At 66.7% G+C, this 15,848-nt stretch carries 12 protein-coding genes; 2 read left to right on the forward strand and 10 right to left on the reverse strand.

Going from position 1 to position 15,848, the window contains the following annotated elements; all coding sequences use genetic code 11:
• Position 1: 1 nt before the first annotated feature.
• The 9 genes from ACV22Z_RS28480 to ACV22Z_RS28520 all read right to left on the reverse strand — a co-directional run bounded on the left by ACV22Z_RS28480 (position 2) and on the right by ACV22Z_RS28520 (position 13,314).
• Entirely contained in the window at positions 2 to 1,165 is a 1,164-nt protein-coding gene (locus ACV22Z_RS28480) for a DUF4382 domain-containing protein (RefSeq protein WP_448079591.1), read from the reverse strand.
• Between the two features lie 305 nt (positions 1,166 to 1,470).
• A complete protein-coding gene (locus ACV22Z_RS28485) occupies positions 1,471 to 4,506 on the reverse strand; it encodes a type III restriction-modification system endonuclease (protein WP_448079592.1) in 3,036 nt (1,011 codons plus the stop codon).
• Positions 4,506 to 6,512, reverse strand: coding sequence for a site-specific DNA-methyltransferase (locus tag ACV22Z_RS28490; protein ID WP_448079593.1), 2,007 nt, complete (start codon positions 6,510 to 6,512; stop codon positions 4,506 to 4,508). The genes ACV22Z_RS28485 and ACV22Z_RS28490 overlap by 1 nt, the downstream gene beginning before the upstream one ends.
• A gap of 342 nt (positions 6,513 to 6,854) precedes the next feature.
• The gene (locus tag ACV22Z_RS28495) at positions 6,855 to 7,982 is read right to left on the reverse strand and encodes a porin (protein WP_448079594.1); all 1,128 of its coding nucleotides are present in this window, start codon (positions 7,980 to 7,982) and stop codon (positions 6,855 to 6,857) included.
• Positions 7,983 to 8,349: 367 nt separating this feature from the next.
• Positions 8,350 to 9,027: a response regulator gene (locus ACV22Z_RS28500; RefSeq protein WP_448079595.1), complete on the reverse strand. Its 678-nt coding sequence runs from the start codon at positions 9,025 to 9,027 to the stop codon at positions 8,350 to 8,352.
• Positions 9,028 to 9,039: 12 nt separating this feature from the next.
• Positions 9,040 to 10,407 carry a sensor histidine kinase gene (locus ACV22Z_RS28505; protein ID WP_448079596.1) on the reverse strand — a complete coding sequence of 456 codons (1,368 nt, stop codon included), beginning with the start codon at positions 10,405 to 10,407 and terminating at the stop codon, positions 9,040 to 9,042.
• 97 nt (positions 10,408 to 10,504) lie between these two features.
• Positions 10,505 to 11,362 (reverse strand): ABC transporter permease, encoded by an 858-nt coding sequence (locus ACV22Z_RS28510; RefSeq protein ID WP_448079597.1) that lies wholly within the window; start codon positions 11,360 to 11,362, stop codon positions 10,505 to 10,507.
• A 30-nt stretch (positions 11,363 to 11,392) separates the two neighbouring features.
• Entirely contained in the window at positions 11,393 to 12,190 is a 798-nt protein-coding gene (locus tag ACV22Z_RS28515) for an ABC transporter ATP-binding protein (protein WP_010090260.1), read from the reverse strand.
• Between the two features lie 116 nt (positions 12,191 to 12,306).
• Positions 12,307 to 13,314 (reverse strand): ABC transporter substrate-binding protein, encoded by a 1,008-nt coding sequence (locus ACV22Z_RS28520; RefSeq protein WP_448079598.1) that lies wholly within the window; start codon positions 13,312 to 13,314, stop codon positions 12,307 to 12,309.
• Positions 13,315 to 13,716: 402 nt separating this feature from the next.
• Between ACV22Z_RS28520 and ACV22Z_RS28525 the strand changes: the two genes are divergently transcribed.
• A complete protein-coding gene (locus ACV22Z_RS28525; protein ID WP_448079599.1) occupies positions 13,717 to 14,361 on the forward strand; it encodes a response regulator in 645 nt (214 codons plus the stop codon).
• Between the two features lie 197 nt (positions 14,362 to 14,558).
• Positions 14,559 to 14,978, forward strand: a complete 420-nt coding sequence (locus ACV22Z_RS28530; RefSeq protein WP_448079600.1) for a hypothetical protein — start codon at positions 14,559 to 14,561, stop codon at positions 14,976 to 14,978.
• Between the two features lie 75 nt (positions 14,979 to 15,053).
• On the opposite strand, the gene fliR is transcribed toward ACV22Z_RS28530, so the two are convergent.
• Complete coding sequence (gene fliR / locus ACV22Z_RS28535; RefSeq protein WP_448079601.1) at positions 15,054 to 15,836, reverse strand: flagellar biosynthetic protein FliR; 783 nt, start codon at positions 15,834 to 15,836, stop codon at positions 15,054 to 15,056.
• Between the last annotated feature and the right edge of the window lie 12 nt (positions 15,837 to 15,848).

Here is a 15,848-nt window from a genome sequence, read left to right on the forward strand (position 1 = left end):
GTCAGAACGTGAAATTGACGTTCGTCTGGCTCGTCGTCGCATTGACGTTCGTCGATTGCGTGGCGCCCGACGCGGCGTCTGCCTCGATCGTGTATTGGCCCGCGGAGGCCGGCACCGCAGCCAGCGCGACCGGCAGCGAACCCGTATACGTGCCGGCGATCGGCGCGGCCGTCGGCACCGACAGCGCGTAGAAGCCGGTGTCCAGGTTCGCGTTCACGGACGTGATCTCGTAGGCGTTCGGACCGATCGGCTGCAGCGCGCGCACCAGCGCGTTCGCGCTCGGCGTAACCGTGCCGCTGACCGTGCTCATCGTCGACGCGGGCAGCGCGATCGGCACGTTCGACGTCGACACGGCCGTGGTCGTGTTCACGACCACCGGCACCGAGCGGACGACGCCCGACGCGACGTTGTTCTGCACGATCACGACGTCATAGTTGCCCTGCGTCGAGCTCTGGATCAGCGGCGACAGCACGAACTTGCCGCTGGCATCGGCCACGGTGCCGCGAACCACCTGGCCATTCTGTTCGGCGTACACGGTTGCGCCCGCTTCGGCCTGCGCGACGTAGCCGGAAATCGCGCCGCTGACGACGGTCGGCGTGGCGGTCACGACAGGCTTCAGTGCGTACGAGCCGTTGCCGTGCTGCACGATCGACTTGCACGCGTTGAAGTCGAGCACGAGGTCGACGAGCGTGTTCGGCTGCACCGTGAACGGGCTGATGATCTTGATCCCGCTTTGCGCCGCGCTGGGCGTCGCGAGCGCCTGCTCGTTGCCGCCCGTCGGCACGACCGAGTTCGCGAGCGTGTTGCCCTGGTTTTGCGCGAGCACGAGGCGCACCTGCTGGTACTGGCCGGCCGGCAGCGCGGTCTGGCCGAGATCGGCGAGGGCGCCGTTGGTGAGCGACAGCAGGTCGATCTTCTGCGTCGCCGGCAGCGTGATCGTCGACCAGCCGGCGTCGTTGTCGCCGGCGTTCGAGTTCATGTTGACGCGCACCTGCGACACGGTGACAAAGACGTGATCGAAGCCGCACGACGGCGCATCGGTCATCGCGACGTGCAGCGTGCCGGTCTGCGTGCTGGGGCTGCCGCCGCCATCGCCGCCGCCGCAGCCGACGAGCGCAAGCGACACGACGGACGCGCATGCGAGTGCCTTGAACAGGGTTTTCATGGAGACCCCTCCTTCGGTTTCTTGTGTGGGTGCCCGGAGCATAGTGCCGGCCAGTCGTTGCATCCCTTTAAATTTGCAACGAGGCGTAACCGCCCGGTCAAACCGCTTGCGGCCGCAAGCTTTCAGGCAACTCACAATGTGCGCGGCGCGCAGCGGAAAAGCAACGAAAGGACGGGGGCGCAACGTTGTTGCGATGCGTCATGACGACGCGATGGCAGGCGTGGCCGGCGGACGCCGCCGCCGGCCCGGTGGCATGGGGTATGCGGTACGGCGCGAGCGTCGGCCCGCGCCGCGACTGACCCGCGTCAGCCCGCGTCGACCGCCTGCACCGCGCGCCCGAACAGTGCATCGACGCCGCGCGCGCGCACATACCGCACGCCGTCGCCGCCATTGCCGCCATCGGCGAGCGCACGGAAATGCGCTTCGCCGCACGCGAGCTTCGCGCGTGCGTGTTCGCGCAGCGGGCCGTCGTCGGCGTCGCCCGGCGTATCGACGACGAAGTACAACCGCGCGTCGCCGTCCTGCCCGGCCAGCACCGCCCAGTCCGGGTGATAGCTGCCGAGCGGCGTCGCCACCTTGAACCACGCGGGCAGCTTCGCATACAGCGCCACGTCGTCGTGCGCCTCGAGCGCGTCGGCGAATGTGCGTTCGGCGTCCGTCTCGCAGACCACCGCCTCGTGGATCGCCTTGCGCGCGTCCAGCCGCAGGTTGCGCAGGTAGCCCGTCAGCGCCTCGCTCTCGAACGATTCGAGCGCGTGCACGTGCCGGTCGCCGAGCGTGCGGTACGAGATGCCGTCGACGAGCGCGAACCGCTTGCAGCGGTTGATCGCATCGGCCGCGAGCGCGATGAACTGCTGCGGATTGACGCGGAAGTCGTCGAGCCGGCCGCTGTCCGCGAGGATCGTCGCGAGCGAGCGGCGCGTGAGTTGCGTGCGGTCCTGCAGCTCGGTGAGCAGGTCGGGCAGCAGCAGCTCGCCTTCGTCGATCAGCACGGTGCCGGCGCCCGCGACCTCGATCGCCTCGACGCCCGACTGGCCGATGTCGATCTCCGCCTTGCGCCACTGCAGCCGCGCACGCGCGACGTCGGGCGCGTCGCGCAGCGCGGCCGCGCAGTCCTGCACGAGCTTCGCGTTGTCGAACTGCACGCGATACACGGTGCGGTGCTTGATGCGGTCCCACAGCGCACGGAACTCGTTGCCGAGCACGACTGCCTTGCCCGACGCGTCGCGGCGCAGCGCGATCTCGCGGCGTTCGTCCGCGTTGCGCACCGCGAAGCGGCCCGACAGCTTGCGCAGCGTCGCGACGATCGCCGAACGCAGCGTCTCGAACGCGCCCGGCAGCACGAGCGCGCTTTGCCGCAGCGCATCCTTCAGCCGGTCGAGCACCTTGCCCTGCGCGTCGATATAGCCGCATTCGTGCAGGTGTGTCCACAGCACGCGCGACAGCTCGATGCCGAGCGCATGCGCGGGCCCGTCGCCTTCCTGCACCGGAAGCGCCGCGAACTGGTGTTCGCCGACGATGCCGAAGCGGATGCCCGTATCGGCCTCGATTTCCTTCTGCAGGTTCTCCGCGAAGCTCTCGTAGCGCTCGGTCGCGATCACGGTGAGCGTGTTGACGCCCGGATCGCGCACCCGTTCGCCGTCCTGGTCGACGGCGAGCCGCAGCCCGCGGCCGAGCGTCTGGCGGCGCTCGCGTTCGGTCTGGATGTCGCGCAGCGTGCAGATCTGGAACACGTTCGGGTTGTCCCAGCCTTCCTTCAGCGCCGAGTGCGAGAAGATGAACTTCAGCGGCGTGTCGAACGACAGCAGCGCTTCCTTCTCGCGCATGATGAGCCCGTATGCGCGTTCCGCGTTCTCGCGGCTCGCGGCGCTGCTCTCGCTCGTGTCGGTCCAGCCGCCCTTGCGGTCGATCGAGAAGTAGCCGTTGTGCGCGGCTTCCACTTCGCGCGCGATGTCGACGCCGTCGAACAGTGCGCGATACGCGGGCACGCGTGCCGCACGCGCATATTCCTCTTCGAAGATCCGCGCGTAGTCGCCTTTCACGGGCGCGCCGTTCGCGTCGTATTTCCGATAGCGTTCGACCGAATCGACGAAGAACAGCGACAGCACCTTCACGCCGCGCTCGGACAGCCGCAGCTCCTTGTCGAGATGCTCGCGGATCGTGCGGCGGATCATCTCGCGCTGCACGGCGAGCGTGTCGATGTCGCCGTACGCTTCGCCGAGCGACAGGAACGACTCGCCTTCGGCATTGCGCAGCTCGATGTATTCGGCGCCTTTCGCCGCATGCACCTCGCCGATCCGCAGCCCCGCATACAGGTCGCGCTTCGTCACGCGCTCGAGGTCATCGCCGTCGGTCACGGACACGATCTGGCGCTTCACGCCGGTCGCCATCGCGACATCGAGCTCGACGCGTGCGGCAATCGCGCCGCGCCGGTTCGACACGCCGACGAGCCGCACGTACGGCTTGTTGTGCGCATCCTCGACGATGGCCGACGCGATCTCGATCTGCTTGACGAGCTTGCGCTCGTACGCGTCGACGGCATCGAGCCGGTACACCATGTGGTGCCGGTCGACGTGCGTCGCCGAGTAGCGCAGCGTGCACAGCGGGTCCATCGCGGCGAGCGCCTCGCGGCCGCGCCCCTCGAGGCCGCCGTCGACGCTCTGCGGCTCGTCGACGATCACGATCGGCCGGGTCGCGCGGATCAGGTCGATCGGCTTCTCGCCGCCGGTCTTCTCGCTGTCCTTGTAGAGGTTGTTGATGTCCTTCTTGTTGATCGCGGCAACCGTCATCACCATGATCTGGATCGCCGCGCTCGCCGCGAAGTGGCGCACCTGGCCGAGCTTCGCGGAGTCGTACAGGAAGTAGTCGTACGGCACACCCGCATACAGCCCGCGGAAGTGATCCTCGGTGATCAGGAGCGTCTTGTGCACGCCTTCCTTGATCGCGACCGACGGCACGACGATCACGAACTTCGTGAAGCCGTAACGGCGATTCAGCTCGAAGATCGTGCGCAGGTACACGTAAGTCTTGCCGGTGCCAGTCTCCATCTCGACCGTGAAGTCGCGCGAGGCCGGATCGCCGGACGGCGGCAGCCCGCCGCGCAGCTGCACGTCGGCGAGGTTGCGCGCGAGCGCGTCGTCGGTGATCGACATGTGGTTGCCGACGCCGCGTTCCGACAGCGCGAAGCCGAGCGCCGCCTGCGCGCTCGCCGACGTGCCGGGCGCCGCGTTCGCGAGCACGCTGAAGTCGCCCTGGCACGCTTCCTGGCCGCGAAACAGGTCGCAGACGGCGTCGATCGCGTCGTGCTGGTAGTCGAGGTCCGCTTCGAAATGCAGCCGCATCACAGGCTCCGCACGCGCTTCACGCCGTGCTGCTCGAGCAGTGCGGCGAGATTGAGCTTCGCGACGTCGTCGACGAAGCCGCTGTCGCGGAACAGGCACGTGACGTCGCGCGTCGCGCCGTGCGCGTCCAGCAGCGCGACGATCCCGTCGGCGAGCGGCTCGGCGTCGTCGCGCGACACGCGCGCGTCGAAGCACGCGACGATCGTCTGGCCGATCAGGTGCACCGTCTTGCCGGCGATCGCGTGATGCGTGACCGGCGTGCACAGGTCGAGGCCGAGCTTCAGCGTCAGCTCGGCGAGCAGGTCGTCGTCGGTGCGGCCCGTCTTCACATGCTCGACGGATGCGAACAACGCGTGGTCGAAGTCGTTGCGGCGCGGGTCCCACTCGATCACGTTGGTCGTGTCGAGCCGGTACACGCGAAAACCCAGATCGCCATAGCTTTCCGGATAGTCGCGCGCGACCTGCTGCGCAGCGCGGCGCAGGCGCTCCTTCGTCACCTCGGCGAGCGTCGCGGGCTTCTTCAGCTTCGCGCAGAACTCGGCCGCGGCCTGCTGCGTCTTGTCATGTTTGTCGAGCGGCTCGGGGAGCTGCACGAGCACGTAGCGGCGCGCGCCGCCGTCGGTCGCGTTCAGCTGCATCACCGCGTGGCCGGTCGAGCCGGAGCCCGCGAAGCAGTCGACGACGATGTCGTCGCCGCGCGTGCACCAGCCGATCACCGCCGCCGCGAAATCCACCGGCTTCGGCTGCTCGAACGGCACGCCGAGCGCCTTCAGCAGCGCGTCGTCGGAGCCGGCGAACGGCAGCACCGACGGCACGTTCTCGTACATGTTCTCGTCGAGGTAGTAGATCCGCTGCGGCTGCGTGGTCTCGTCCGTGCCGAACTCGATCAGCCCGCGCTCGAGCAGCGCCTGCATCGTCGCGGGCGGATTGCGCCAGCCGCGCTCGGGCATCGCGCACGGCTTGCCGGTGACGGGGTGGACGAGCGGCACGAAATATTCGTCCGGTGCCTTCTTCTTGTTCGGCCACGCCATCGACACGAGGCGGTACACGCGCCCGCTTTCCGACAGCCGGTCGTACATCACTTCGCCGCCGGACAGGTTGGTTTGCGCCTTGACCCACGCGCGGTACGTTTGCGCAGCGTCGGCGGGGGTGCCGCTGCGGCGCATCGCGTCGTACGCGGCGTCGAGCATCCGCTGCGCGTTGCGCTTCGGCCGCTTGAGCGGCGTCGCCTCGTGCAGCGCTTCCGCGTTGCGCGCGAACAGCACGAGCGATTCGTGCTGGTACGCGACGCCGCGCGCGTCGCCCTTCGGGTTGCGCTTGTCCCACACGGCGACGCCGAGCTCGTTCTCCTCGCCGAAGATCTCGCGCAGCATCAGCACGAGCGCATGCACCTCGTGCTCGTCGATGTGCACGGCGATCACGCCGGCGTCGGACAGCAGCGCGTGCGCGAGCTTCAGGCGCGGGTACATCATGTTCAGCCAGTCGGTGTGGAACCGGCCGTTCGCCTCGGTGTTGGTGCTGCGCTTCACGCCGCCGTCCGTCTGGCCCGTGACCGCGAGGTAGTGGCGCAGGCTGTCGCTGAAGTCGTCCGGATAGACGAAATCGCTGCCGGTGTTGTACGGCGGGTCGATGTAGACCAGCTTGACCTTGCCCGCATAGCTCTTGTGCAGCAGCTTCATCACGTCGAGGTTGTCGCCCTCGATCACGAGGTGGCGCGTGTCGTCCCACGCGACGCTGTCGGCCGGGCAGGGCCGCAGCGTGCCGGTCGACGGCGTGAGCGCGGCCTGCCGCGCACGGCGCTTGCCGTGCCAGTGGAAGCCATATCGTTCGTCGGCGTCGCCGACCGTGCGATCGCCGACCAGCGCCTTCAGCGCGTCGACGTCGACCGATGCGCCGTCAGGGCCCTCGGTCACGAGTTCGGGGAACAGCGCCTTCAGGCGCGCGACGTTGTCGGCGGTGAAATCCGTCGACATCGCCTGCGGGCTCGCCGCATCGAGTTTCTGCATCGTCCTTTTCCATCCTGGGCCCGGCCGCGCCGCGCCCGGAGGTCGGGCGCCGCGGCGGGCGAACCCGAAACGCTAGCGAGTCGGTCGGCCGAGGTCAAGCGCCGGCGTGCACCGGAAACCGGCGGATCGGCCGGATCGCCCGCCGGACGGACGGTGCGCGGGGGTGGGCCGGTTGCCGCAGCGCGCGGCGCGCCCGACGGAAACGGGGAGAAAAAGGCGAAAAGGCGGCCCCAAAAAAAGGGGCACGGTCGGCGCGAAGCGCCACCGTGCCCTGCATGGAGAATGTGTGAGCGAGGCTTGCGCGAGGGCGCGCGAAGCGCCCTCACGGGGTCAGACCGGAGATCAGAAACGGGTACGGATGCCGGTCGTCAACTCGAGCTGGTTGCTCGCGCCGAACGTCGACGATACCTTGTAGCCGCCATGCAGCTTCATGTAGTCGCCGGCGAAGTAGAGCTCGGTGCGCTTGCTCAGGTGATAGAACACCGACCCGTAGATCGTTTCCTTGAAGCCGCTGCCGACACCGTTCGTCAGGCTGAACGCGCCGAGGTTCGCGTTCGGCGTGAAGCCGTCCGCGTTGTATGCGGCGTTCTTGATGCGCATCTGCTGGTAGCCGAGCTCGTAGTCGAGCGGGCCCTTCGGCGCGACCTTCAGCGACACGGTCCACGAATCGTCGTGACGCTGGCCGAGCGGGCCCTGGTCGCCGTTGTAGCGGAAGTAGCCGGCGTTCAGGCGCACGATGCTGAACGTGTAGTTGCCGCCGACCGAGAACGTCTGGTTCCTGAAGCCGCCGTTGTTCACGTGGTTGTAGAAGCCCGACACGTTGAACGGGCCGCCGTTGTAGCCGAGCGCGGCCTGGTACGCGGAGCCGGTCGCGAACGCCGTCGAGTTGCTGAACTGGTAGCCCGCGCTCGCGAAGATGCCGTTGCTGAACAGCTTCTTCCACGCGATGCCGTTGTTGTAGCGCGTGCCGGTCGGGCCGGCCGCGTAGAAGATCATCTGCTTGAAGTTGTTCGAATTGGTCCAGCCGCCTTCCTCGGTCGTCAGCTGCGCGGTGCCGTACGGGTCGCCGTAGATCGCCGCGGCGTCGCGCGCGATCGTGTTCTGGAAACCGGCCGTCACCTTGCCGAAGCGATCGTCCTGGATGCCGACCCACGAGTCGCGGTCGAAGATCTGGCCCGGGTCTTCCATCTGGCCGTTCGCGACCACGAATTCGCTTTCGAGGCGGAAGATGATCTTCGTGCCGCCGCCGATGTCCTCGGCGCCGCGCAGGCCCCAGCGGCTGCCGCTGAACCACGGCTCGCCTTCGTTGCCCATGCCGATCACGTGATTGCCGTTCGCGTCGGCGTGCGTCCGGTAGGTCGGGAAGCTCAGGTCCATCAGGCCATAGAGCTGCACGCTCGATTGCGCGTGTGCCTGCGTCGCGCCGCACAGCCCCGCTGCGATGGAAAGGGCAAGGTATTTTCGTTTCAAGATCGTCTCCTCCGAGCTGCCGCATTGAAATTCGGTTGTTGGCAGTACGTGATGTATGCCGTCTCCTGCCGGCCTTAGCGAGAGGACCGACGCATAGCATCGTAGGTCGGACAACCCTTCGCGCCGCTTTCGCGGGCTTGCGGATCGGATCAGTGAAAACACCGAACGACCGCGGCGCACCGGAGTCCTGATCGACGCCGAGGGCCGCGGGACGGGGCAGAGCGGGATCTTCGCGCCGCACCGCAGACTGCGCGGCATGTGCGCAAATACAACAGTTGTCGAGCCGCGCTCCGGCGGGGTGGGCCCGCGACCTGCGGGCGTGCGCAAGCGCTGCCGCGTGTGCGGCAGGCCGTGGGGACGCGCGGCGTCAGCCTTGCGCGGTCTTCGCGCGCAGGATGTAGCCGAGCCCGCGCAGCGTGATGATCTCCGCCGTGCTGAGCGCGAGATGCTTGCGCAGCCGGTGGATGTAGATGTCGATCGCGTCCGCGCTCGGCTCGTCGTCGAGCGCGAACACGCTGTCCATCAGCCGGGCCTTCGACACGGTCTTGTTCTGCTGCAGCATCAGCGTCTCGAGGATCGCGTGTTCGCGGCGGCGCAGCACGAGCGGCACGTCGTTGCAGCGGAATTCGCGCGTGCCGAATGCGTAGACGAGATCGCCGCACACGAGCTGTGTCGCGCCGACGCCCGCCTGGCGGCGGATCAGCGCGCGGATCCGGGCGACCAGCTCGCGCGATTCGAACGGTTTCACGACGTAGTCGTCGGCACCCGCGCCGAAGCAGTCGACCTTGTCGTCGACCGAGCCGTGCGCGGTCAGCATCAGCACCGGCACGTTGTCGTTGCGGCGCCGCAGCCGCGCGAGCACTTCCTTGCCGCTGATGCCGGGCAGCCGCATGTCGAGCAGCACCGCGTCGTAGCGCTCGGTCTTCAGCACCGCGTCCGCACCTTCGCCGTCGCCGACGCTGTCGACCGCGAAATCCTCGCCGCGCAGCAGGTTGACGATCCAGTGCGCGAGTTCGGCGTTGTCTTCGACCAGCAGGAGTTTCATTGCAGCATCTCTTCAAACATAGGCGGGCAGCCGCACCGTCACGACGACCCCGCGGTTGCCGGGCCCCGGCGCGAGCGACGCCATGCCGCCGTGCGCCTGCGCGATCTCGCGCACGATCGCGAGCCCGAGCCCCGAACCTTCAGTATCGCTCGACACGCGGTAGAAGCGCTTGAACACGTGCGGGCGCGCTTCCGCCGGAATGCCGGGGCCGTTGTCGATCACGTCGAGCACGACCGTGTCGCCGTCGCGGCGTGCGGCGACCGTCACGCAGCCGCCCGGCTGCGTGTAGCGCACGGCATTGTCGACGAGGTTCATCACGAGCGCGGTCAGCAGGCTGTCGCTGCCCGTCACGTCGAGATGCTCGCCGAGATCGGCGCCGAGGTCGATGTTGCGCCGCTGCGCGAGCACGATCGTCTCCTCGAACACGCTCGATACGACCGCGGCCAGATCGACGCGATGCGTGAGCAGCGTCGACGGCGTCGCCTCCGCATGCGCGAGCAGCAGCAGCTTGTCGGTCACGTCGGCCATCTTGCGGCTGCTGCGCTGCATGCTGTCGAGCATCGCGGTCAGCTCCGGATCGTCGCGCTCGCGCTGCTGCGCGTACTGGATCTGCGTGTCGAGCACCGCGATCGGCGTGCGCAGCTGGTGCGCGGCGTCGGCGATGAAGCGCCGCTGCGTCGCCGTATGCGTGTTCAGCCGCGCGATGCACTGGTTGATCGCGTCGACGATCGGCCGCAGCTCGTGCTGCAGCCGCTCGGGGCGGATCGGCTCCAGCTCCATCGGCCCGCGGTCGGCCACGTCGTCCTTCAGCTTCATCAGCGGCCGCAGCTCGAAGGTCAGGCCGAGATATACGAGCACGACGGCGAGCATCAGCATCAGCGACAGGCGCGCGAGCTGCGGCCGCCAGATCGTGTCGACCATCGCGCCGCGCGAACGCGTCGTCTTCGCGACGGCCACCGTTACCGTCTCGACCTGGCCTTCGTTGTACAGCTGGCGGTCGTACGCGACCGCGCGCAGCGCGATGCCGTCGAGTGCGGTGTCGTACAGCGACGGATCGGCGCCGTGCTGCGCGGGCACCTCGAGATCGGGATTGCCCGCGAGCAGACGGCCGTGGCCGTCGATCACCTTGTAGAACACCGAATCGCGCGACGGCGACTCGAAGATTTCCAGCGCGGCGGGCGGCACGTCGGCCGCCAAGTATCCGTTGCGCCACTCGACGTCCTCGCCGATCGTGCGCGCGGACGCGACGAGCGCGCTGTCCTGCACGAGGTCGGCGGTGCGGCGCGCGGTGTCGTACGACATCGCGCCCGCGATCAGCACGAACACCGCGAGCGGCAGCAGCAGCCACCAGAGCAGCCGCCCACGCAGGCTGTGCGTCATCCGTTCTCGCTCCTTCTCCTCAATGCCGAACCGCGCCGGGGCCGGTAGGGCCTCAGGCGCGGTCGGGTCCATCTTTATCGTGCGGCTCGTGCGGCGCTCAGAACTGCGCCGGACGCCACTTCAAGAGCCGCTTCTCCAGCCAGGTCAGCAGGTAGTCGGCGGCGAGCGCGACCACGGCCAGCACGATCATCGCCGCGAACACGCCGCTCGCGTTGAACGCGCCCTGGGCCGTGGAGATTAGCAGGCCGATACCCTGCTTGGAACCCAGGAATTCGCCGACGACCGCACCGACCAGCGCGAAGCCGAAGCTCACGTGCAGGCTCGCGAGAATCCAGCTCAGCGCGGACGGAATCACGACCGACGTGGTGATCTGCCGGCGCGATGCGCCGAGGATCTGCGCGTTCGCGATCAGGTAGCGGTCAGCTTCGCGCACGCCCTGGAACGCGTTGCCGAACACGACGAAGAACACCATCACGACGGCGAGCGCGATCTTCGACGCCATCCCGAGGCCGAGCGCGATCACGAAGATCGAGCCGAGCACGACGCGCGGGATCGAGTTCGCGATCTGGATGTAGAGGCCGAACACGTCGGACATCAGCTTGTTGCGGCCGAGCACGATCCCGCAGAGCACGCCGGCGACCGAGCCGATCAGGAAGCCGATCGTGGTTTCCTCGAGCGTCACCCAGACTTGCGTGAGCAGCGGCCCTTGCGACGTGCCGTTGACGAACCAGTCCTGGATCTGCGCGAAGATCAGCGTCGGCTGCGAGAAAAAGAACGGATCGATCCACTTGAGCCGCGCGGCGAGTTCCCAGCCGCCCAGCACGACGACGAGCACGGCGATCCGCAGGCCGATGATCAATTGCCGGCGGCGGCGCAGCCGGGCCTGTGCGACGCGCGACTCTTCCTCGAGCGTCGTCGTCGGAATGGCGGTGGGGGGAAGCGTCATGTCAGTCATGCTCCTGTCCTTGCTTTGTCCTTGCATGCGTCAGCCGATCTGCACTTCTTCGCGCAGGTCGTGCCAGATGTCCTTGGAAATCTCGATGAAGTGCGGGTGATAGCGAATCTCCGACGTGACGCGCGGGCGCGGCAGGTCGATCGGGTACACGCGCTTCAGCGTCGCCGGGCGCGCGGTCAGCACGAACACGCGGTCCGCGAGCGCGATCGCTTCCTCGAGGTCGTGCGTGACGAACACGACGGAACCCTTGTTCGCGGACCAGAGCTGCAGCAGCTCGTCCTGCATCAGCGTGCGGGTCTGCATGTCGAGCGCGGAGAACGGCTCGTCCATCAGCAGGATTTCCGGCTGGTTGATGAAGGTCTGCGCGAGCGCGACGCGCTTGCGCATCCCGCCCGACAGTTGATGCGGGTAGTGCTTCGTGAACTTGTCGAGGCCGACCTTGCGGATCCATTCCTCTGCCTGCGCGTATGCGACGTCCTTCGAGCGGCCGCGGAACAGCGGGCCGGCGGCGACGTTGTCGATCACGTTGCGCCACGGGAACACGGCGTCCGCCTGGAACACGAAGCCGATGCGCGGATCGATCCCGTCGACCGGGCGGCCCATCACGCGCACCTCGCCCGAGGCGGGCTTCAGCAGCCCCGTGATCAGGTTCAGCGTCGTCGATTTGCCGCAGCCGGTCGGCCCGACGATCGCGATGAATTCGCCGCGCGCGACGCTCATGCTGAAGTCGCGCAGCGCGACGGTTGCCTTGCCTTCCGGCGAAATGAAGCGGCACGACACGTTGCGAAACTCGATCGCCGGTGTGCTCGGTGAAACTGCCTGGTTCATCGCATGTTGTCCTGCGTGTGGCGCGCCGCCTTGGCCGGCGGCGCCGGGGCCGGTCAGCCGGGCCGGAACGGGGGGCCGGGGCGGCGGGATCGTCCGCCGCCTTCCGTGTTTCGCGCTTACTTCGCGCTCACGTACTCGTTGGTGTAGGTACGCGACAGGTCGATGTGCTTGCCCTTCACCGACGGGTTGAACGCCGACAGCACCTTCAGCACGGTTGCCGGGCCGTCGGCCGGCATCTTCGCGTCGGACGTGTACATCGGCAGCGACGCCTTCAGCGCGGTCACGTACATCGCCTTGTCCTTCTGGTAGTCCGCCGGCATCTTCGCGGCGATGTCCTCGGCGCTGTGCGTATGGATGAACTGCATCGTCTTCGCGAACGCATGCGCGAGCTTGATCGCCTGCGCCTTGTGCGAATCGGCCCACGCGGACTGCACGTACAGGCTCGCGGCCGGATACGTGCCGCCGAGCGCCGCGCGCGTGCCTTCGACGGTGCGCATGTCTACCAGCACCTTCGCGTCGCCCATCTTCTCGAGCGCGGACACGGTCGGCTCGGTCGTCATCCCGGCGTCGATCCGGCCCTGCTTGATTGCGGCGATGAAGCTCGCGTCGGCGCCGACCGGCAGCATCGTGAACTGCGTCGACTGCACGCCGTGCGCGAGCGCGAGGTATTGCGTGAGGAAGCTCGTCGACGAGCCGAGGCCCGTCACGCCGAGCGTCTTGCCCTTCGCGTCGGCCATCGACTTGAACGTCGGCGCGGCCTTCGTCGACACCATCTCGACTTCGCCCGGCACCTGGCCGAACACGGCGATCGCCTTCACGTCCTTGCCCTTGCTCTGCAGGTCGATCGTGTGGTCGTAGAAGCCGACGACGCCCTGCACGGCGCCCGCGAGCAGCTCGTTCTCGGCGTCGACGCCGGCCGGCTGCGACAGCAGCTCGACGTCGAGCCCTTCGTCCTTGAAATAGCCGAGTTCCTGAGTCAGGCGCGCGGGCAGGTAGATCAGCTTCGCGATCCCGCCGACCATGATCGTGACCTTGCCGCCGTCGTCGGCGGCGAAAGCGGGGTGCGCGGCGAACGCGCAGGTGAGGCTGGCTGCAACGGCGAGGTGGCGCAGGATGGGTCGCATCGGGTTGTCTCCGTTCGTTATCCGTATGGCGCGATGCTTCTTGCATCGTTGAAACGAGTATAGAGACGCGAAACCTTCTGCAACCTTTCGCGGACCGGCGGTTCCTTTAGGGGTTTTCCACGAATCCGGCGCACATGCACGGATGCGCGTACCTCCAGCCGGATCGCGTCGCGACGTGGAATGGCGACAGTCCTACCGATGCCGATTTCCCGCCATTACGCTTTGGCTGGTACGACGGACGACAGGAATCATCCGTTGCGTCCGAACCAATCGCGGAAACGAGACATCACCATAGAAATCATTGGCCGACGGGGAGGCATGGCGTTGCGCAGCGTGCCGACCCGGATTTTTCTTAATCGATTCGGGTAGCTTTTTGACTCGATATTGCGTGTGGACGATTCAATGAGTACAACCACCGTCGCCATTGCCGACGACCATCCGATCGTGATCGAAATGCTGAGGCGCCTACCGCAATGGGCACCGGATTTCCGAATCGTGCATTGTTGCAACAGTGGAGCGGCGCTGATCGACGCCTTGAAGCGGTCTCCAGTCAATCTCGTCGTCGTCGACTATTCGATGAATCGGGGCGACAAACCGATCGACGGCCTGAGGCTGCTGCGCAAGCTGCGCGACGTCGCGCCGGACGCGCAATCCGTCGTGCTTACCGCACAAAAGAATCCGAGCATCTTCGCAACTGCGCTGCGACTGGGTGTGAAAGCCATCGTCAGCAAGGAAGACGGGATCGACGAGATCGTTCGTGCATGTCGGCACGTGCGCGCTGGCCGCACGCGGTATTTTTCGCCGACGGTCCGCGCGATCGTCGAGCAAGCCGGCGCGAGCGGCAGCGACGGATACCCAAGGCTGACGCAGAGAGAGCTTGACGTTGTGCGCCTGTTCGCATTGGGTCACTCGCTCGCGAGCATTGCAAAAATGCTCGGTCGCTCGGTCAGTACTGTGTCGACGCAGAAATACACAGCGATGAAAAAGCTGCAGGCTGATACGAATATCGACCTGATCCAATACGCGTACGAAAGCGGGTTGGTCTAACGCGTGCGGTGCGGCGCCGCCGACGGGTGCCCATATCGAACATCAGAAAAATAAAGTTTTTACGATATCGATTCTTCGATCGAGTCAGTAACCTGCATGCCTGTGGTATGCGTTGAAATCGATCCCGCTAATTCGGAGAAATCTGTGAGTCGTTTCGCTCTTGTTTTTGTTGTCAGGATATTGAATGCGATTTTCTCGTGCATTGCCGTCCATTTCATCAATATCAAATTCGCGATCCTGCCGGCTGGGACGGCCTCTACGCTATTCACCACGGCAATAGGTGTCGCATTAAGCGAGACTTTTTTTTATATTTTGAAAAAAAGGAGTTGACCGAAGTGACATATGCTACCAGTCATAAAAACATGATGTTCACGTGTGATTCGCTCGATACGTCCGATACTCTTCGTGTGCTATCAGACGACGAGCGCCTGCTGGTCTCGGGGGCCGCCAATCCTTGGGCCGCTGTCATCGGCGGGCTGCAAGGCTCGGTCGCGGGCGGGATCGCCGGCGCTGTCACAGGACCGATGCTCGGCGTCCCCTGGGCTGCCAGCGGTCTGGCGGGTATGGCGAGCGGCGCTATCCAGGGTGCATTTGGCGGGTGGTTCAGTCCTCGCTGATTAACACCGTGTGAGAACCGGCTGCCGAACGCATCGGGGAATAATGCGCCGGCAGCCGGCCTGAAGCGGACCGCGTCAGCGCCAGCCGAGCAGCACCCGCCCCATCGCATCGAGCCCGATATCGAACAGCTTGCCGAAGAACGGCACCATGTTCGGCACCATCAGCTGCACGAGCAGCAGGCCGACCAGCATCGTGACCGGAAAGCCGACCTGGAAGATGCCGATCTGCGGCGCCGCGCGGTTCAGGATGCCGAGCGCGAGGTTCGCGATCAGCAGCGCTGCGACGACCGGCAGCGCGAGCAGCAGCCCCATCTGGAACACCGTCGCGCCGAACGCGGCGAGCGTGCGCCAGCCGGGCGCGTGCAGCAGGTCGGCCGACACCGGCAGCGACTGGAACGACGCGGCGAGCGCGGCCAGCACCTGCAGGTGGCCGTCGAACGCGAGGAACGCGAGCACAGCGACCGCGTTCAGGAAACGTCCCATCACCGGCGTCGCGCCGCTCGCGTGCGGATCGAAGAAGGTCGCGAAGCCGAGGCCCATCGACAGGCCGATCGCGTCGCCGGCGGCTTCGACCGCGGCGAACACGACCTGCATCGTGAAGCCCATCGCCGCGCCGATCAGGAACTGCGTGACGACGATCCAGATCCCCTGCGCGGAAAACACGGTGACGGCCGGCATCGCGCCGAGCGTCGGCGCGACGATCAGCGCCATGAACGCCGCAACGCCGATCTTCACGCGCACGGGTACCGACGCGTGGCCCGTTACCGGCGCTGTCGCAACCAGCGCGAGCATCCGCACGAACGGCCACAGGAATGCCGTGAGCCACGCGTTGAGCTGCGCGTAAGTGACCGAGAACATCGTCCGAGTCGT

This window comes from Burkholderia sp. PU8-34 (genome assembly GCF_053427725.1).

Bases quoted from the DNA above. Each gene is read 5' to 3' on its own strand.
- ACV22Z_RS28525 (WP_448079599.1), top strand. From the start codon at position 13,717: ATGAGTACAACCACCGTCGCCATTGCCGACGACCATCCGATCGTGATC.
- ACV22Z_RS28520 (WP_448079598.1), bottom strand. From the start codon at position 13,314: ATGCGACCCATCCTGCGCCACCTCGCCGTTGCAGCCAGCCTCACCTGC.
- ACV22Z_RS28515 (WP_010090260.1), bottom strand. From the start codon at position 12,190: ATGAACCAGGCAGTTTCACCGAGCACACCGGCGATCGAGTTTCGCAAC.
- ACV22Z_RS28490 (WP_448079593.1), bottom strand. From the start codon at position 6,512: ATGCAGAAACTCGATGCGGCGAGCCCGCAGGCGATGTCGACGGATTTC.
- fliR (WP_448079601.1), bottom strand. From the start codon at position 15,836: ATGTTCTCGGTCACTTACGCGCAGCTCAACGCGTGGCTCACGGCATTC.
- ACV22Z_RS28510 (WP_448079597.1), bottom strand. From the start codon at position 11,362: ATGACTGACATGACGCTTCCCCCCACCGCCATTCCGACGACGACGCTC.
- ACV22Z_RS28480 (WP_448079591.1), bottom strand. From the start codon at position 1,165: ATGAAAACCCTGTTCAAGGCACTCGCATGCGCGTCCGTCGTGTCGCTT.
- ACV22Z_RS28485 (WP_448079592.1), bottom strand. From the start codon at position 4,506: ATGCGGCTGCATTTCGAAGCGGACCTCGACTACCAGCACGACGCGATC.
- ACV22Z_RS28505 (WP_448079596.1), bottom strand. From the start codon at position 10,407: ATGACGCACAGCCTGCGTGGGCGGCTGCTCTGGTGGCTGCTGCTGCCG.
- ACV22Z_RS28500 (WP_448079595.1), bottom strand. From the start codon at position 9,027: ATGAAACTCCTGCTGGTCGAAGACAACGCCGAACTCGCGCACTGGATC.